General features: G+C 60.0%; 15 protein-coding genes. 7 read left to right on the forward strand and 8 right to left on the reverse strand.

The features are described from left to right. Positions 1–70: 70 nt before the first annotated feature. The 7 genes from cydX to AGR2A_RS18585 form a co-directional block, all read right to left on the reverse strand. Positions 71–193: a cytochrome bd-I oxidase subunit CydX gene (gene cydX, locus AGR2A_RS18550; RefSeq protein ID WP_006698088.1), complete on the reverse strand. Its 123-nt coding sequence runs from the start codon at positions 191–193 to the stop codon at positions 71–73. Positions 194–215: 22 nt separating this feature from the next. Beyond that, positions 216–1373, reverse strand: a complete 1158-nt coding sequence (gene cydB, locus AGR2A_RS18555; protein ID WP_072495026.1) for a cytochrome d ubiquinol oxidase subunit II — start codon at positions 1371–1373, stop codon at positions 216–218. Between the two features lie 6 nt (positions 1374–1379). Continuing rightward, a complete protein-coding gene (locus tag AGR2A_RS18560; RefSeq protein ID WP_072495025.1) occupies positions 1380–2957 on the reverse strand; it encodes a cytochrome ubiquinol oxidase subunit I in 1578 nt (525 codons plus the stop codon). 68 nt (positions 2958–3025) lie between these two features. After that, entirely contained in the window at positions 3026–4711 is a 1686-nt protein-coding gene (locus AGR2A_RS18565; RefSeq protein ID WP_072495024.1) for an amino acid ABC transporter ATP-binding/permease protein, read from the reverse strand. Continuing rightward, complete coding sequence (gene cydD, locus AGR2A_RS18570) at positions 4708–6498, reverse strand: thiol reductant ABC exporter subunit CydD (protein ID WP_080823436.1); 1791 nt, start codon at positions 6496–6498, stop codon at positions 4708–4710. Before cydD ends, AGR2A_RS18565 begins: the two co-directional genes overlap by 4 nt. Positions 6499–6511: 13 nt before the next feature. Continuing rightward, positions 6512–7090 carry a GbsR/MarR family transcriptional regulator gene (locus tag AGR2A_RS18575; RefSeq protein ID WP_004437788.1) on the reverse strand — a complete coding sequence of 193 codons (579 nt, stop codon included), beginning with the start codon at positions 7088–7090 and terminating at the stop codon, positions 6512–6514. 460 nt (positions 7091–7550) lie between these two features. Beyond that, entirely contained in the window at positions 7551–8582 is a 1032-nt protein-coding gene (locus AGR2A_RS18585) for an L-idonate 5-dehydrogenase (RefSeq protein ID WP_072495023.1), read from the reverse strand. 214 nt (positions 8583–8796) lie between these two features. Between AGR2A_RS18585 and AGR2A_RS18590 the strand changes: the two genes are divergently transcribed. The 3 genes from AGR2A_RS18590 to AGR2A_RS18600 all read left to right on the forward strand — a co-directional run bounded on the left by AGR2A_RS18590 (position 8797) and on the right by AGR2A_RS18600 (position 11664). After that, on the forward strand, positions 8797–9552 hold the full coding sequence (locus AGR2A_RS18590; RefSeq protein ID WP_072495022.1) for an SDR family oxidoreductase: 756 nt from the start codon (positions 8797–8799) through the stop codon (positions 9550–9552). A gap of 85 nt (positions 9553–9637) precedes the next feature. Next, complete coding sequence (locus tag AGR2A_RS18595; RefSeq protein WP_072495021.1) at positions 9638–10531, forward strand: NAD(P)-dependent oxidoreductase; 894 nt, start codon at positions 9638–9640, stop codon at positions 10529–10531. Positions 10532–10680: 149 nt separating this feature from the next. Further along, on the forward strand, positions 10681–11664 hold the full coding sequence (locus AGR2A_RS18600; protein WP_072495064.1) for an aldose 1-epimerase: 984 nt from the start codon (positions 10681–10683) through the stop codon (positions 11662–11664). A gap of 17 nt (positions 11665–11681) precedes the next feature. Here AGR2A_RS18600 and AGR2A_RS18605 read toward each other — a convergent pair whose 3' ends face one another. Further along, complete coding sequence (locus AGR2A_RS18605; RefSeq protein WP_003508584.1) at positions 11682–12143, reverse strand: Lrp/AsnC family transcriptional regulator; 462 nt, start codon at positions 12141–12143, stop codon at positions 11682–11684. Between the two features lie 167 nt (positions 12144–12310). Between AGR2A_RS18605 and AGR2A_RS18610 the strand changes: the two genes are divergently transcribed. The 4 genes from AGR2A_RS18610 to glgB all read left to right on the forward strand — a co-directional run bounded on the left by AGR2A_RS18610 (position 12311) and on the right by glgB (position 18956). Continuing rightward, a complete protein-coding gene (locus AGR2A_RS18610) occupies positions 12311–13024 on the forward strand; it encodes an aspartate/glutamate racemase family protein (RefSeq protein WP_006698095.1) in 714 nt (237 codons plus the stop codon). Continuing rightward, a complete protein-coding gene (locus AGR2A_RS18615; RefSeq protein ID WP_004437768.1) occupies positions 13025–13795 on the forward strand; it encodes a class II glutamine amidotransferase in 771 nt (256 codons plus the stop codon). 491 nt (positions 13796–14286) lie between these two features. Continuing rightward, entirely contained in the window at positions 14287–16749 is a 2463-nt protein-coding gene (locus AGR2A_RS18625) for a glycogen/starch/alpha-glucan phosphorylase (RefSeq protein WP_080823300.1), read from the forward strand. Beyond that, the gene (gene glgB / locus AGR2A_RS18630; RefSeq protein WP_006698098.1) at positions 16749–18956 is read left to right on the forward strand and encodes a 1,4-alpha-glucan branching protein GlgB; all 2208 of its coding nucleotides are present in this window, start codon (positions 16749–16751) and stop codon (positions 18954–18956) included. Before AGR2A_RS18625 ends, glgB begins: the two co-directional genes overlap by 1 nt. The last annotated feature ends 21 nt before the right edge of the window (positions 18957–18977 follow it).

The raw sequence follows: 18977 nt of genomic DNA on the forward strand, positions 1-18977 counted from the left end.
GGCACCGGCATAAAAAAGGGGCGGCATCCGGTTTGGATGCCGCCCCTTTCGTGTCGCGCACATCAAGCCGCTATCTATCCAGCTTGGCTTCGGCCTTTTTCGCGTTTTCTTCCATCAACTCATACCACATCGCATTCATGACGGCGAAGATGGCGGCGAGAGGCAGGCCGAGCAGCCAGGCGAAGTACCACATGTTCGATCTCCTTCTTTCTTAATCAATAAGCATGACCGCTCTCATCGCGGATCGCCTCTTCATCCACCTTGCCCCACAGCACCCGATAGACCCACGAGGTGTAAGCGACGATGATCGGGATGAAGATGAGGGCGACGACCAGCATGATGAACAGCGTCATATGGCTGGAGGACGCGTCCCATACCGTCAGGCTCGATTTCGGATCGACCGAAGACGGAAGGATGAAAGGAAACATCGTGAGCCCCACCGTCGAGATGATGCCGAAGATTGCGAGCGAACTGGCAAGCAGCGCCATCACCTCCCGGCGCAGCGTCAACAACAGCAATGCGACGAGCGGAAAAACAAGGCCGAGGGTCGGCGCCAGCATCATCCATGGATGCGCTGCATAATTGGAGAACCAGACCCCGGTTGCAATCTCCACCGTCTTTGACAAGGGATTGGACGGTCCATCGGTCACGACTTCCGAGGTGAAGCGATAACCATCGATACCAAGCCACAGAAGAACGCCGCCAAGCGCGAAGAGAACGGTGGTGGCAAGTGCGGCGACGGAGCCGAAACTGCGGGCGCGGGCCGCCACCGGACCATCCGTTTTCAGTACCAGCCATGCGGCGCCATGCATGACCAGCATGGCGACGGATACAAGCCCGCAGAGAATGGCGTAGGGGTTCAGAAGTTCAAACAGCGTCGTCCCGTCATAGAAAATCCTGAGATCGTCATCAAGGTGGAAGGGAACACCCTGCAGTACGTTGCCGATCGCCACGCCGAAGATAAGCGAAGGAACGAAGCCGCCGATGAAGAGCGCCCAGTCCCAGCCGGTGCGCCATGCGGTGCTCTCGCGCTTGGACCGATATTTGAAACCGACCGGCCGCAGGATCAGTGCAAACAGGGTGGCGAACATGGCCAGATAGAACCCCGAGAATGACACCGCATAAAGCGGCGGCCAGGCCGCGAAGATCGCTCCGCCACCAAGGATGAGCCAGACCTGATTACCCTCCCAGACCGGGCCGATGGAATTGATGACGACACGCCGCTCCACATCCGTTTTCGCCACGAAGGGCAACAGCGCGCCGGTGCCGAGATCGAAACCGCCGGTCACGGCAAAACCGATCAGCACCACGCCAAGCAGCAGCCACCAGATGATGCGGAGGATTTCGTAGTCGATGAGTTGGTGCAATATCATGATCGTTTACTCCGCAGCGACGAGTTTTTCAGGAACGAGTGGCGCTTCCGGCTGATGGTCCGGATCGGGGCCCTTGCGGATCGCTTTCAACATCAGGCCCATCTCGACGATGAACAGCACCGTGTAGATGGCGATGAAGCACAGGAGCGTGATAAGGACCGTGGACGCGCTGAGACTGGAGACGGCGGCTGCGGTCGGCAACACGCCCTCGATGATCCATGGCTGGCGGCCGAACTCGGCCACGACCCAGCCCATTTCCGCCGCGATCCAGGGTAGCGGAATGGCGAATACCGCCACCTTCAGCAGCAACGGGTAATGATCCAGCCGGCGGCGGGCCGAAAGATAGAAGAAGGTCGCGGTCAGAAGGATGAAGAACATGCCGAGACCAACCATGATGCGGAACGACCAGAAGAGCGTCGGCACATGCGGGATGGTATCCGCCGCCGCCTTGGCGATCTGCTCTTCGCTCGCCTGACGAGGATCGTCCACGTAGCGTTTCAGCAGCAGGGCGTAACCGAGCTCATGGCCGAGTTCCGCGAAGGTGCCGCGCACCTCTTCCGGCAATTCGGCGCCCTTGCCGGTGGCGCGAATCTGCATCAGGGCATCATAGGCCTTGATGCCGTCGCGGATGCGGGTTTTGGCCTGCTCCACGAGATCGTTGATACCGGGAATTTCCGTATCGAGCGAGCGTGTGCCGATGAGGCCCATGACCCACGGGATCTTCACGGCAAAATGTGTCTCGCGCGATTCCTGATCCGGAAAGCCGATGGCGGTGAACGGGGCCGGCGCAGGCTCCGTCTCCCACATGGCTTCGATGGAGGCGAGCTTCATCTTCTGGTGTTCGGTCGAAAGATAACCACTTTCATCACCCAGCACGACGACGGACAGCGCGGACGCCAGGCCGAATGAGGCAGCAACCGTCATCGAGCGTTTGGCAAGATCGACATGGCGGCCTTTCAGCACATACCAGGCGGAAACGCCGAGCACGAAGATGGATGCCGTGACATAACCGGCGGAAACCGTGTGAACGAACTTCGCCTGCGCCACCGGGTTGAACAGGACTTCAAAGAAGTCAGTTACTTCCATGCGCATGGTCTGGGGATTGAAGGCGGAGCCCGTGGGGTTCTGCATCCAGCCATTGGCGATCAATATCCAAAGCGCTGAGAAATTGGAGCCGAGCGCCACACACCATGTCGCGACGAGATGGCCGAGCTTCGACAGTTTATCCCAGCCGAAAAAGAACAGACCGACGAAGGTGGCTTCCAGGAAGAAGGCCATCATGCCCTCGATCGCCAACGGCGCACCGAAGATATCGCCGACATAATGGCTGTAGTAACTCCAGTTCATACCGAACTGGAATTCCATGACGATGCCCGTGGAGACGCCCAGCACGAAATTGATACCGAACAGGGTGCCCCAGAATTTCGTCATCTGCCGCCAGATTGCGCGGCCGGTCATGACATAGACCGTTTCCATGATGGCGATCACCACCGACAGTCCGATCGTCAGGGGAACGAACAGAAAGTGATAGAGAGCCGTCACCGCAAATTGCAGGCGCGACAGCGCCACTATGTCGAGTTCCATGGTCTTATCCACCTTTTCCGGAAGGCCGGCCTTCCATTTGTAAGACGACGCCGGCTCTCAAAAAAATCTCAGTCCGGGCGCAATGTGTTCAGCACTACGCCGTATTCCGGAGTGCCGCTTTGACATTCATCAAATTGACGCCCCTCTTTCAGCACGACGATGCGGTCTGCGAATTCCGCCTCGCGGCGATTATGGGTGATGACCACGACGGTCCTGCCCTCCGCCGAGGCAAACAGGCGCGCAAGCACGTCGCGGGCGGTCTCGCCGTCCAGCCCTTCCGTCACCTCGTCGAGAAGCCAGAGAGGCTTGTCGGTGAGCAGGAAGCGGGCCAGCGCAAGCCGGCGCGACTGGCCGCCGGAAAGCCCCTGTCCCGCTTCGCCAAGCCTCGCCTCCAGTCGGCCCGGCATGGCCTTGACGTGTTCGGCGAGGCCCGCCGCCGTGAGGACCTCCCACAACTGGCTCTCGGTCGCGGCAGGATTTGCCAGCCGTAGATTGTCGGCGATGCTGTCGCGGAAGAGCTGGCTTCTCTGTGTCATAGGGCTGGACGGCAGCGCGCTGACCGTGCCTGCCGACGGCTGCAATTCGCCCGCCAGCAGCTGGATGAGGCTTGTCTTGCCCGCGCCGCTTGGACCGACGATCGCAAGCCTTTCTCCGGCGCAGATCTCAAGCTCGATACCGGTCAGCACTACGTTGCCTTCACGTTCGAGGCGCACGCCCTGAAGCTTGGCCGCAATGCCGCCAGCCGGCAGGGGCGGACAGTGCAACGCAGCTGCAGGCGCGAGCCGTGGTGCAATGCGGCGTGCGGAAAAAAGCGTTCGTCCCAGTTCCATCGCCCCACGGCGCAGCGCCGTGAACGGCTCCAGCGCCGCCAGACAGACCAGCAGGCCAAGCGCCGCGGCGGGCGCACCGAGCTTTTCCTGCTCCGCCAGCCAGGCCACGCCGAGAAGCGTCGCGCTCAAAAGTACCGCCGTTGCAACGCCGAAGGAAAACCCGGCATTCGTCTCAATGCGGTTCAAAGCTTCATCGCAATCGAGCAGATAATCATCGGCCCGTTTCACCGCCTCAACCTGTGAGGCAAGCCGGCCGGCCACGAGCAGTTCCGCCTGCCCGCCGACAAGATCCGCCGCGCGAGCGCGTAGCGCCTCCAGACCGACCGCCCTGCGGCGCGAGAATTTCTCCGCCCGCAAAGCTGCGCGCACCGCAATACCGAGGCCGGAAGCGACAAGAAACAATGCAGCCAGAAGACCGGCAAGCGGATCAATGAAAGCAAGCCCGATGCCGGTTGCGATCGCCGCAAGGACCGCGACGGCCGCGGGAAGCAGCACACGCAGGTAGAGTGAATCCAGCGCATCGATATCCGCTGTCAGCCGGTTCAAAAGGCGCGCCGGCCTTGCCTGGAGATTTTTCGCCGCCTGCGGCGCGGCAAAACCGCGAAACAGCTTTTCCCGAAGTGCCGCGAGGATGGAAAGCGTGGCCTCGTGGGTCGTCATGCGCTCACCATACCGCGCGGCGGTGCGGGCCAGCGCGAGAAGGCGAATGGCGGCTGAAGGTGCAAAAACGTCGAAAGCATAAGCTGTCGCTGGAAGCAGGCCGGCAATGGCGGTGGTCGTGATAAACCAGCCGGATATGCCAAGCAGACCGATGCCTGCCAGCACTGTAGTCGCCGCCAGAACCGCACCGGCCAGCAACATGCCGCTCCGTGCCGACCAGAAGAGGGCGATAACGGGTTTCAATATGGCGAAGCGCGACATCATGAGGGATCTCCCGATCTCACCGCCGCCATATCCACGACCCTGTCCATGCGCGCGGCCAGCACCGGATCGTGGGTCGCGACGATCAACGTCCTTCCCTTTGCCAGTTGCAGCAGGTTTTCCGTAACGAGTTCGGCCGTCTCGCGGTCGAGATGCGCTGTCGGCTCATCGGCCAGAATGAGCCGTGCGGCGGGGTCGGCGAAGGCACGGGCAATGGCGAGCCGCACCGCTTCACCGCCGGAAATGCCATGGCCGCCATCTCCCACCGGCAGATGCCCGCGGGAAGACGACAATTGATCGAGGCCGGTGCTTTCAAGCGCCATGTCAACCATGCTCCGCGTGACGCCGGCCCGGCCGAAGCGAATGTTCGCCTCAAGCGAGCCGGCTGTGAAAAACGGCTTCTGGCCAATCCACCCGATGGATTTGCGCAGTATGTCCGCCGTCTCATCGTCGAGTACGGTGCCGCCGATTTTTATCGTGCCGCCCTGTGCCTTGGCGAGCCCGGCAATAAGGGAGAGCACCGTGGATTTGCCGCAACCGGAGGGTCCGAGAAGTGCCACTGTTTCACCCGCCCGGACATTGAAATCGAAATTTCGAAGCACGGGCGATGCACCGGGATAGGCGAAGGTCAGGTCATGCAAATCCACGGTTGCCGGCGTCGCAACTGTCACGTCCGGCGCGTCCTTGCCCGTGCCTGCAATAGCCGATCCACCCTTCGCCAGATTGTCGAGCGCGCCGAGCGCAGCCTCGCCGGCCGCCCGGTCGTGCCAGACGGCGGACAATTCCCGCAGAGGCTCGAAAAATGCCGGCGCGAGAAGCAAGATGAAAAGACCTTCGGCAAGCGTCAGTTTCTGACCCCACGCGCCGAAATCGAGAAAGCCGAGCAGATGGAAACCGATGTAAACGGCCGTCATGGCGACGCCGAGCGCCGCGAAAAGCTCAAGCACTGCCGATGAGAGAAAGGCGATCCTGAGCACCGCCATCGTTCGCTTCTTGAGATTCTGCGCATCGGCGCTCAGGCGTGTGGCCGTTAGATCGACCGCTTCCAGCGCCCGAATCGTTTCCAGCCCGCGCAGCCGGTCGAGCAGGAAGGCGTTCATATTGCCGGCCTCAACAAGCTGCTTTTCACTGGCGGCCTTGGCCTGCCAGCCAATCAAAGCCATGAACAGCGGAATGGTCGGCATGGCAAGCAAAAGCACCAGCGCCGCGATCCAGCTGAACGGAAGGATGACGAGGGCATATGCCACGGGAACGATCGTTGCCTTCATCCTTGCCGGCTGAAAACGGGAAAGATAGGGCACCAGTGCCTCCGACGTTTCGGCGACGACAGCTGCCACCTCACCGGAAGCCGTTCGCGAGAGGTCGAGCGGGGAGACCCTGGCGAGGGCGTGGAGCGCTTCCAGCCGCCGCTGCGAAAGAGCCGCCCGCGCCATACGGAATGACATGCGCGCTGCGGTTTTCTCCAGAAGGGCCTTGAGGATACCGAGAAGAAAAATGGCGGCAGCCGGCGGCATGAGCGCCATCATTGGTGCACCATCAGCAATTTTTCCGACGGAAAAGGCAAGCAGACCCGCCTGTGGCAACCAGAACAGCGAAACGAGAACATGCAGCAGGGAAGCCGACCTTGCCGCCCCCGGTGCGTGCATTTTTTGCGGGGTGGGCGCTTTATCGGCGCGGGGCTTGCCGCCAGGAATGGAAAAAACCCGCCGCCGCGTACCGAGCGACAGTGCAACCGGCGCGGAACAGCCGTCATCGCGGCTGTCGGCCAAGGGAGGGGTCTGGGCTGACATGGTCATGATCGCCTTAGCCGTCCTTTTTCGCGACGCGGGGCCGACCAAGGGAAACGATCTTGTCCTTGGCCTCCAGAAGCTTGGTGACTTTGGAGCCGAGCGCCAGAAGAGAAGCCAGCCGTTCCGTCTCCAGCCTTTTCACATCGTCATACCAACCCGTCAGCTGCTCGATCAGCGTCTTCATCTCATCGATACGCCTCTGCGCATGACGCTCATCTTCGTTTTCCGGCGTTTCCATCAGGATTTCCCGAAGCACGCTGAGGGTCGGATCGATTTCGCGTTTCTTGCGCTCCTCAGCAAGCGTTCGCAGGATGTGCCAGACATCCTCAGGCGTCGTGAAAAAATCACGCCTGTCTCCGGGGAAGTGCTTGAGGATTGCCAGGTTCCAGGCTTGCAGTTCCTTGAGGCTCATCGACACGTTGGACCGCGAAATGCCGAGCGCCTCCACAATATCGTCCGCGCAGAGCGGCTGTGGCGATATGTAAAGCAGAGCATAGACTTGGCCGACAGTGCGGTTGATGCCCCAGCGGCTGCCCATCTCACCGAAATGCAGCACGAAGGACTGAACGAGCGGGGAGAGATTGGAAGACATTTCTCTTCTTTCTGAATTTTCAGTAATTTCTGAAATTTCGATAACGCAAAAAACGACTGGCGGCAAATCACCTTTTTGACCTGCGTCAAAATGTGCAAATGGGCAGAGACGACGCTGGTATAGACGGTCCTGGGTGCAGTCCGGGCAAAATATGCGGCAGTCGTGTTGGGGGGTATGACAGGCTGGAGCGTTTGCTGGCGTCCGTCACTTTCCATCCGTCATTCCGGTCTTGAGCCGGAATCCAGCCAGCCCAAGTCCTTGGGCCGCAAGGACTCTCTCGTCGCGCAGACGCGTGTCGGCTGGATTCCGGCTCAAGGCCGGAATGAAGTCCCCGAAGCAGTCGATGATATCGATAACATCTACGCGAGTCGCTACGACCAACAATCAGCCCAAAAAAATTGGCGGCGGGATAACCCGCCGCCAATCGAAACGTCGGCGTATTTGCACGTAGAAACCTTGCTTACGAGAAAGCGATCTGAACCTTCATGGCGCGGCTGCGGTCGGAAGCGAATTCGAAGGCCGAGATGGCATCGGCGAGATCAACGGTCTGGGTGATGAAAGGTTTGACATCGATCAGGCCCTTTTGCATCAATTCAACGCCGGTTGCGAATTCCTCATGGAAGCGGAAGGAACCGCGCAGATCGAGTTCCTTGGCGGTGATCGCCATCATCGGCAAGCTCATATCGCCGCCAAGGCCAAGCTGGACGATGATGCCGCGCGGGCGAAGCGCCGCGATGCCCCCGGCAAGCGCCACGGCGGCGCCTGAGCATTCATAGAGAATATCGAAGGTTCCCTTGTTCGCACCGTAGGCGGCAAGCGCGTCGGGCTCGTCCTTGCTATTGATGACGCGATCCGCACCCGCCTCACGCGCCTTGCCAAGCGTGAAATCGGAAAGATCGGTGGCGACGATCTCAGCTGCACCGGCGCGGCGCGCGGCCAGAATGGAGAGGATACCGATCGGGCCGCAGCCCGTGACAAGTACACGTTTTCCCAGCATATCACCGGCGCGGCGGGTGGCGTGCAGCGTTACCGCCAGCGGTTCCGCCATGGCGGCCTCACCGGCGCTCAGGCCATCAGCCGGCACGCATTGCAGGGCATCGGCCACCAGGACCTCGCGGAAGGCGCCCTGAATATGCGGGAAAGGCATGGCGCTGCCATAAAACCGCATGTTCAGGCACTGGTTGTGCAGGCCTTCCTGGCAGAAGCGGCAGGTTCGGCACGGCCGGGATGGCGAAACCGCAACCAGACCGCCGGTCTTCAGCCCATCGACGCCTTCGCCCAGTTCCTCAATGACGGCGGAGACCTCATGGCCCAGCACCATCGGTTCACGCAACCGCACGGCGCCGAAACCGCCATGATTGTAATAGTGCAGATCACTGCCGCAGATTCCGCCCCTGGCCAGACGGAGCCGCACCTCACCCGGTCCCGGCTTTTCCTCCAGCCGGTCTTCGATGCGCACATCCTTTGCCCCGTGGGCGACAATCGCTTTCATGACAACTCCCGTTCAAGCGCGCGCCATTATGGCGCATAAAATTCTTCATCCCATTGCTGCCGCAAGATGCGCCTCGACGCACCTTGTCAGTTCGCCACCCGCCCGATACGTACCGAAAGCGGGCGCATCAGCCTTGACATCCGCCCTCAAACGGATGAATGTTATCGGTAACATATACTTTCAAGAATGCAATGTCGAGAGACTGGAGGAAACAGTGGGCCTTAATTTGTTCGATCTTTCCGGCCGCCGCGCCCTGATCACGGGTTCGTCCCAGGGCATCGGGTTGGCGCTGGCGCACGGGCTGGCGGAAGCAGGGGCGGAAGTGGTGCTGAACGGGCGCGATGAGGTGAAGCTGAAGGCGGCGGCAGCCAGCATCAAGGGTGCCAGAACGCTTGCCTTCGATGCTACCGATCACGGCGCGGTGCGCGAGGCGATCGACCGTTTCGAAGCGGAGGTCGGCGCCATCGATATCCTCGTCAACAATGCCGGTATGCAACACCGAACGCCGCTGGAGGATTTTCCGGCGGATGCCTTCGAGCGCCTGCTGCAAACCAACGTCGCCTCGGTGTTTCACGCCGGGCAGGCTGCCGCGCGCCACATGATCGGCCGCGGCCGTGGCAAGATCATCAACATTGCCAGCGTGCAGACCGCCCTTGCCCGCCCCGGCATCGCCCCCTACACCGCCACCAAGGGTGCCGTTGGCAACCTGACAAAAGGCATGGCGACGGACTGGGCCAAATATGGACTGCAGTGCAACGCCATTGCGCCGGGTTATTTCGACACCCCGCTCAACGCCTCCCTTGTTGCGGACGAGCCCTTTTCGGCATGGCTTGAAAAGCGCACGCCGGCCGGTCGCTGGGGCAAGGTCGAAGAGCTCGTCGGCGCCTGCATTTTCCTGTCGTCCGATGCCTCATCCTTTGTGAACGGCCACATTCTCTACGTCGACGGCGGCATTACCGCCTCGCTTTGACACATCAGGCCCCGATGGCCGGCTGCACCGCCATCCGGGCTTGAACGACGACACCACGACGCTTTGGGAGGAGGCCGTGACCACCATGACCGAGAAGAACAAAGTTGCACTGATCGGCGCAGGCGCCATGGGCGGGGCGATCGGGACACGGCTCATAGAGACCGGCAATCAGCTGACGGTCTTCGATCTGGATGCGGAAAAGGTGGCGGCACTGACGAGCCTCGGCGCGCAGAGCGCGAGCACAGCGGCGGAAGCAGCGTCGATTTCCGATGTGGTCATTCTCAGCCTCAATTCGCCCAAAATCGTTCGCATTGCCGTCTTCGCCAAGGATGGCGTCGCGGCGGGGGCGAAGCCCGGCACGCTCATCATCGACATGTCTTCCATCGATCCGGAAGCCACAAAGGAACTGGCAGCCGATGCCGCCGAAAAGGGCCTGCGCTGGGTGGACAGCCCGCTTTCGGGCGGCGCGCCCAAGGCGCTTGTCGGCCAACTGACGCTTATGGCGGGGGGCAGCGAAAAGGATGTGGCCGATGCGCATCGCGTGCTGCGACATGTGGCCAGCAATTACACCCATATGGGACCCTGCGGCGCAGGGCAGACCACGAAACTCATCAACCAGGTTCTGTGCGGTCTGAACTTCCTTGCTGTAGCGGAAGCGACGCAACTGGCGCTGGACGCCGGCGTCGATGCCGCAAAAATTCCGCAGGCACTGAAGGGCGGCCGCGCCGACAGCGCCATCCTGCAGGAGTACATGCCGCGTTACGTGGCAAGGGATTACCGCCGCACCGGCCGGATCGACAATATGGTGAAGGACCTGAACGGCGCGCAGGATCTCGCCCGACGCACCAACACGGCCATGCCGCTGACGGCTGTTTGCGCCGAGGTGCACCGGATGCTCACGGCAGCAGGGCTCGGTGGAGAGGACCAGGCAGCGCTTATGGAGTTTTTCAGCGGCGCAAAGCAAAGCTTTCCGGACTGATTGACCGGCAGACAGGGGATGGCCGGAGCCTGTTGATACAGTCCCTGCGAGCCATTGCGAAATTGTCTTTCAGGGAAGATGATCAGGCGAATCGGCACGGCATTGGCCCCGATGACAGCAGACGCATGTATGCAAAGGACAATTTCCCGATGACCACCTCCGCGACAGGCACGGGAATTGCCAGTCTGACCGTTTCCGGAACCGGTTTCATTGCCGAAATCGCTTATCAAGGGGCGACGCTTCTGAGCTGGCGGCCGGTCTCTGCCGATGGCAGCGGAGGCGAAAATCTCGTCGACGGATATTCGACGCCCGCCGAAATGCAGTCCCAAAATGGCGTGAGGAACGGCATTCTCGCGCCCTTCTCCAACCGCATCCCGGATGGTCGGTTTAGTTTTGCCGGGCAGACGCACCGCATTGAGCCGGTGCTTGCCCATGAAGCCCTCGTCTTCCACGGATTTGCCAGAGCCCTGCCCTTCGTCCTCGCCCAGTCATCGGAGGAAAACGGCGCTCATACTCTCATCTTCCGTGCCGAAATATCGCCTGCGGATTTCAGCGGTTACCCTTACCGTCTCGCCATCGAAGTGGAATATTGCTTCGTCGGCCATGACGTTACCATCGACATACGCGGCATCAACCGCGACGACCGGCCCCTGCCCTTCGCCGCCGGCTGGCATCCCTATTTCCACCTGCCCGGCACCACGTCTATCGACGACCTTCTCCTCACCCTGCCTTCGCGAACGGCAATTGAAACAAACGAGTATCTCATCCCCCTGCGAAACCCACAGGGCGGGTTAGTCAAACGGAACGACACCCTTTTTCTCCATACCCCGCTGGCCGGGCATGTGGTCGATGCCTGTTTCACCGATCTGATTGCTTCCGCAAACGGGCTTTACGAGACGAGGCTCGAAAACCCGCGTGACGGTACAAGCCTGACGGTCTGGCAGGAGCGTGGGCACATGCATGTCTTTACCGGGGATACGCTCGCACGCGACAGGCGGCGCTCCATCGCGCTCGAACCCGTGGAAACGCCGACCAACGCCTTCAACCAGACGGAACTCGCGGATGCAATTACGCTGCAACCGGGCGAGACGCGAAGCTTCCGCTTTGGCGTCCGTTTCAAGGCAGCACGCTGATCAAGGTTCGATAGCCCTCAGATATGCGTCGTCGGCAGCGAAGACGACAGTTTCACCGTCTCCATGGAGATATAGGCGGACATGTCGTAAAGCTGCACGCGGCGCAGAATCTGTTTGTAGACCGTGTCGTAATATTCGACATTCGGCAGTACGAGCTTCAGAATATAATCAAAATTGCCGGTGAGCCGGTGAACCTCGACGATTTCAGGGATGGTGCTGACCGCGGCATGGAACCGGTCTAGCCAGTCCTCCGCATGAAGGCCCGTTCTTACCAGCAGGAAAACCGTGGTCGGAAGATTGATCTTCCGCCGGTCGAGCAGCGCCATGGTGCCTGTCACGTAACCTTCCGTCCGTAGCCGCGTGATGCGGCGCGAACAGGCCGATAGCGACAGGGAAACTTCCTCCGCGATATCGGCGAGCGGGGTTTCGGCATTTTCCTGGAGAATCGCAAGGATTCGGCGGTCGCGGTCATCAATCATCACTGAACAATGCACAGGTTAATGCAAGCGCGCAAGAAATTTGCGACATCGGGACTGAAAGCGCGCCGAGTTTGCATCCAAGCCGCGAAAACTGCGCAAAAACGCATGCCGTTTTCGTTGCGACGATGGCATTCTTACTTTCAATCAAAGTTGAAAAGGGAACTCTTATGAAACGGATCGGCCTGATCGGCGGCATGAGCTGGGAATCCACCGCAACCTATTACCGCATGATCAACGAGGCGGTTCGCGACAGCCGCGGCGGTCTGGTCTCGGCCGATATCGTCATGCATTCGCTCGATTTTTCCGAGGTCGTCGCCCTTCAGAAGGCAGACCGCTGGGATGAGGCCGGCGCGCTGCTGGGTGCAGCAGGCGCGCGCCTTGCCAATGCCGGCGCGGATTGTGTACTGATCTGCACCAATACCATGCATCTCGTTGCCGATACCGTTGCGAAAATGTCCGGGGTGGCGCTGATTGACATCATCGACGAGACCGCAGCCGCCCTGAAAACGGATGGACGCCGCAAGCCGCTGCTGCTCGCCACCCGCTACACGATGGAACACGGTTTCTACACGGACCGGATGCGCCGCCACGGCGTCGACGTGGTCGTGCCGGATGCCGAAGACAGGGCCGCCATCCACGACATCATCTTCGGTGAATTGTGCCAGGGCGAGATCAAGTCCTGCTCGCGTGACCGCTATCTTGCGGTCATCGAGAAGGCCCGCGCACTCGGCGTTGATTCCGTCATTCTCGGTTGCACCGAAATTTCCCTGCTGATCGATCCCGACGCCCTGCCGCTGCCGGGTTACGATTCGACCGCCATTCACGCGAAGGCCGCCGTCGGCTTTGCGCTCGGAGACAAGGCTTTCGACAGAGCCGCATGAATGTGCCGCCTCTTTGCCTATTCCGGTAAACCGGTCTGGCTCGACAGCCTGCTGATCGAGCCGGAAGCCTCGCTGGTCAGCCAGTCCATGGCAGCAAGGGAAGCCAAGACCGTCGTCAATGGTGATGGTTGCGGCCTTGGCTGGTATGGCGAACGCGGAACGCCCGGCGTCTTTCGCGACACGCGGCCGGCCTGGTCAGACGCCAACCTCGCGGCACTTTGCCACCAGCTTCGGTCGGGCATGTTCATGGCGCATGTGCGATCCGCCACGTCGGGCGAAGTCTCGCGCGCCAATTGCCACCCCTTTGCGCATGGGAAATACCTTTTCATGCATAACGGCCAGATCGGTGGCTATGAGCAGATCAGGCGCGATATCGATTCCCTTATCCCCGATGACATCTATGCATCCCGACGCGGCACGGGCGATAGCGAAGCGATCTTCTTGATTGCCGCCGGCCATGGCCTTGAGGTGGACCCGGTCAATGCCATCTCTACCGCGCTGCGGCTTTGTCAGGAAAAGATGATGGCGGCAGGTGTCTCTTCCGCATTGAGATTCAGCGCCGTTCTGATGGATGGTGATTGCGTTCACGCCTTCCGCTGGTCAAGCGATGACAAGCCGCCGACACTTTACTGGCGCGGTCTGGACGAAGGCATTGCGTTGAGTTCGGAACCCTTTTCCTTCGATTGTGCTCCCTGGTGCGCCGTTCCACCAAATACCAGCGTGACGATCCGCGCCGGAAAAATGACGACACAGGCTTTTTTCCTTCCGTAATCCCGGCTTTGCTGGCCGCATTTTCCCGGTTTCGCGGCGTCGCTTCCGTCGACCGGTGCGGCTGCCGCGATGCCTCGTTTATTTTCATTGAATTTTTGCAGCCGCGAAGGCTAGTGTGTGGTCCATGGCGTCGGATCGGAATAAGCACGATTTTCGGCTCGACGCGCAAAACGGAATATTAGAGCGAAACAGATTTCAGGACCGGTGAACCATTTAGAAGTGTTGCAGCCTCTCCCTTTCTTGCACGTTGCCCGCCATCGCGAAGACCATGCAAACCCGTTCAGGACCGACCCATAATGGGCCGGCAACCCCTTCGGCGATCCTCGGAACGCAGAGTAAAAAGTCTTATTTTTCATCACCCTAAGCCGTTCAACTTTCCGAAAAAATTGCTGTTGCCACACCTCCATATCGATGCATAAACTGGCATCAGCAAAGGCAACACGGATCGACCTCATCAGACCCTCTCCTCCCACCAAGGTGCTGACCGACCAATGATCAATAATCTCAACGCCGCCGATCTCCCCCGTCCCGCGCCGCGCAGTTCCAACCCGGAAATCATGGCGTCGGAAATCATCGAACGCCTCACCTACCGTATCGGCAAGGACGTCAAGGTTGCCAAGCCGCATGACTGGCTGACCGCAACCATTCTCGTCGTACGCGACCGCATCATCGACAAGTGGATGGAATCCACCCGCAAGGCCTATGCCAACAATTCCAAGCGCGTTTATTACCTGTCGCTCGAATTCCTGATCGGCCGCCTGATGCGCGACGCCATCTCCAATATCGGCCTGATGCATGAAATCCGCGACGCGCTGTCCTCCCTCGGCGTCGATCTTGACGTCATCGCCGGGCTGGAGCCGGATGCCGCGCTCGGCAATGGCGGCCTTGGCCGTCTCGCCGCCTGTTTCATGGAATCCATGGCGACCGTTGATATCCCCGCCTATGGTTACGGCATCCGTTACGTGCACGGCCTCTTCCGCCAGCAGATGGCAGATGGCTGGCAGGTGGAACTGCCGGAAACATGGCTTGCCCACGGTAACCCCTGGGAATTCGAACGCCGCGAAAGCTCCTATGAAATCGGCTTCGGCGGGTCGGTGGAGACAATCGGCGGTTATGAAGATCCGCAGCGTTTCGTCTGGAAACCGGCCGAACGCGTCATCGCCATGGCCTATGACACGCCGGTCGTCGGCTGGCGCGGCACCCGCGTCAATACGCTCCGCCTCTGGTCGGCACAGCCGATCGATCCCATTCTGCTGGCTGCCTTCAACGCTGGCGACCACATCGGCGCGCTGCGTGAAAGCAACAAGGCGGAGAGCCTGACGCGGGTTCTTTATCCTGCGGACTCGACGCCTGCCGGTCAGGAACTGCGCCTGAGGCAGGAATTCTTCTTCTCCTCCGCCTCCTTGCAGGACATTCTGCGCCGCCATCTGCAGCAATATCCGGATTTTACTTCGCTGCCGGAAAAGGTCTCGATCCAGCTAAACGATACACATCCGGCCATATCCATTGCGGAGATGATGCGCCTTCTATGCGATGTGCACGGGCTGGAATTTGATGAGGCTTGGAAGATCACCCAGGGTACCTTCTCCTACACCAATCACACGCTGCTGCCGGAGGCGCTGGAAAGCTGGCCCGTGCCGCTGCTCGAACGTCTTCTGCCCCGGCACATGCAGATCGTCTACGCCATCAACGCAAATACGCTGCTCTTTGCCCGCAAGGAAAAGAAGATGGCGGATCAGCAGATCCGCTCCATCTCGCTCATCGATGAAGGCGGCGAGCGCCGCGTGCGGATGGGCAATCTCGCTTTCATCGGCTCTCATTCGATCAACGGCGTTTCTGCCCTCCATACCGAGCTGATGAAGGAGACGGTGTTTGCCGATCTCCACGGCCTCTATCCTGACCGTATCAACAACAAGACCAACGGCATCACACCGCGCCGCTGGCTGATGCAGTGCAATCCGGGCCTCACCAGCCTGCTTCGCGAAACGATCGGCGACGATTTCCTCGATGATGCGGAAAAGCTGACAGCGCTCGACCGTTTCGCCGACGATGCCGCGTTCCGCGAGAAATTTGCCGAGGTGAAGCGTCTGAACAAGGTGCGCCTTGCCAATACGGTGGCGCAGCGAATGGGCATTCGCGTCGATCCGTCGGCCATGTTCGACATCCAGATCAAACGTATCCATGAATATAAGCGCCAGCTTCTGAACCTCGTGGAAACCGTCGCGCTTTATGACCAGATTCGTTCTCACCCGGAACTGGATTGGGTTCCGCGCGTTAAGTTCTTTGCAGGCAAAGCGGCGCCGAGTTACCACAACGCGAAGCTGATCATTAAGCTTGCCAACGATATTGCCCGGGTCATCAACAACGATCCGGCCGTGCGCGGGCTTCTGAAAGTGGTATTTGTTCCGAACTATAACGTCTCGCTCGCGGAAATCATGGTACCCGCCGCCGATCTCTCCGAACAGATCTCGACGGCCGGCATGGAAGCCTCCGGCACCGGCAACATGAAATTCGCCCTCAACGGCGCACTGACCATCGGCACGCTCGATGGCGCCAACGTTGAAATGCGCGATCATGTCGGTGAAGAAAACATCGTCATTTTTGGCATGACGGCCGATGAGGTGGCCAGAGCCCGTGCAGAGGGTCACAATCCCCGCGCGATCATCGAAGGATCGTCGGAACTGTCGCAGGCCCTTTCGTCCATCGCATCAGGCGTCTTCTCGCCGGATGACCGCTCACGATTCGCCGGCCTGATCGACGGTATTTACAACAGCGACTGGTTCATGGTTGCCGCCGATTTCGACGCCTATGCCGGTGCGCAGCGAGAAGTAGATGCGATCTGGAGTAATCCGGATAGCTGGTACGCCAAAACAGTGCGCAATACGGCGCGCATGGGCTGGTTCTCGTCCGACAGGACGATCCGCCAATATGCCACCGAGATCTGGAGAGCCTGATGAAAAAACCGCTCAATTCGGCCGAAGAAAAAAAGACTGGCGACATCACGAAGGCTGAAATCGAGGCGATCAAGAGCGGTTTGCATTCCAATCCCTTTGCCCTTCTCGGCGTTCACGAAACGCCGGAAGGGTTTTCTGCCCGCTGTTTCATTCCGGGTGCCGAGGAGGTTTCCGTCCTGACGCTGGACGGAAATTTCGTGGGCGAATTGAAGCAGCTGGACCCGGACGGCTTTTTTGAAGGCCCGATCGATATTTCGAAACGCCAGCCGGTGCGTTACCGCGCCTGCCGCGACGATGCCGAATGGGCGGTGACAGACCCCTACAGCTTCGGCCCGGTTCTCGGCCCCATGGATGATTATTTCGTCCGGGAAGGATCGCATCTGCGGCTGTTCGACAAGATGGGCGCGCACCCGCTGAAACTCGAAGGCGTTGAAGGTTTTCACTTCGCCGTCTGGGCGCCGAATGCGCGGCGCGTTTCCGTCGTCGGCGATTTCAACAATTGGGACGGCCGCCGGCATGTGATGCGTTTCCGCAAGGATACGGGCATCTGGGAAATCTTCGCGCCCGACGTCTATGCCGGCTGCGCCTACAAATTCGAGATTCTCGGTGCAAACGGCGAGCTGCTGCCGCTGAAGGCCGACCCCTATGCCCGCCGCGCCGAGTTGCGGCCGAAGAACGCTTCCGTCACTACGTCCGAACTGACGCAAAAATGGGAAGATCAGGCCCATAGGGAGCATTGGGCGCAGGTGGACCAGCGCCGCCAGCCGATCAGCATCTATGAGGTACATGCCGGCTCCTGGCAGCGTCGTGAGGACGGCACCTTCCTAAGTTGGGACGAGCTCGCCGCCCAGCTCATTCCCTATTGTACGGATATGGGCTTCACCCATATCGAGTTCCTGCCGATTACGGAACATCCCTATGACCCTTCCTGGGGTTACCAGACGACGGGTCTCTACGCCCCAAGTGCACGTTTTGGCGATCCCGAAGGGTTTGCCCGCTTCGTCAATGGCGCTCACAAAGTTGGCATCGGCGTTTTGCTGGACTGGGTTCCCGCACATTTCCCGACCGACGAACATGGACTTCGCTGGTTCGATGGCACCGCACTCTATGAGCACGCCGATCCACGTCAGGGTTTCCATCCCGACTGGAACACGGCGATCTATAATTTCGGCCGCGTCGAGGTCATGTCCTACCTCATCAACAACGCGCTTTACTGGGCTGAAAAATTCCATCTCGACGGCCTGCGCGTCGATGCAGTCGCCTCGATGCTCTATCTCGATTATTCCCGCAAGGAAGGCGAGTGGATCCCGAACGAATATGGCGGGCGTGAAAATCTCGAATCCGTGCGCTTCCTGCAGAAGATGAATTCCCTCGTTTATGGCACGCATCCGGGTGTCATGACGATTGCCGAGGAATCCACCTCCTGGCCGAAAGTGTCGCAGCCCGTTCATGAGGGTGGCCTCGGTTTCGGTTTCAAGTGGAATATGGGCTTCATGCACGACACGCTGAGTTATTTCTCGCGGGAGCCTGTGCATCGCAAGTTCCATCATCAGGAACTGACCTTCGGCCTGCTTTACGCCTTCACCGAAAATTTCGTGCTGCCGCTGTCCCACGACGAGGTGGTGCACGGCAAGGGGTCGCTGATCGCCAAAATGTCCGGCGATGACTGGCAGAAATTCGCCAATCTCCGCTCCTATTACGGCTTCATGTGGGGTTATCCCGGCAAGAAGCTGCTGTTCATGGGGCAGGAGTTTGCACAGTGGAGCGAATGGAGCGAAAAGGGCGCGCTCGACTGGAACCTTCGCCAATATCCGATGCATGAAGGCATGCGCCGCCTCGTGCGCGATCTCAACCTCACCTACCGATCCAAAGCCGCCCTGCATGCCCGGGACTGCGAACCTGACGGCTTTCGCTGGCTTGTCGTCGATGATCACGAGAATTCCGTCTTCGCCTGGCTGCGCACGGCGCCCGGCGAAAAGCCGGTCGCGGTCATCTGCAACCTCACCCCGGTCTATCGGGAAAACTATTATGTGCCGCTGCCCCAGGCTGGGCGGTGGAGGGAGATTCTCAACACCGATGCCGAAATTTATGGCGGCAGCGGCAAGGGAAATGGCGGACGCGTTCAGGCGGTCGATGCCGGCGGCGATATCGGGGCGATGCTCGTCCTGCCGCCGCTCGCCACGATCATGCTCGAGCCGGAAAACTGACAGACAGAGAGGGAGGACACC

The organism is Agrobacterium genomosp. 2 str. CFBP 5494 (assembly GCF_900013495.1).
Taxonomy (GTDB): domain Bacteria; phylum Pseudomonadota; class Alphaproteobacteria; order Rhizobiales; family Rhizobiaceae; genus Agrobacterium; species Agrobacterium pusense.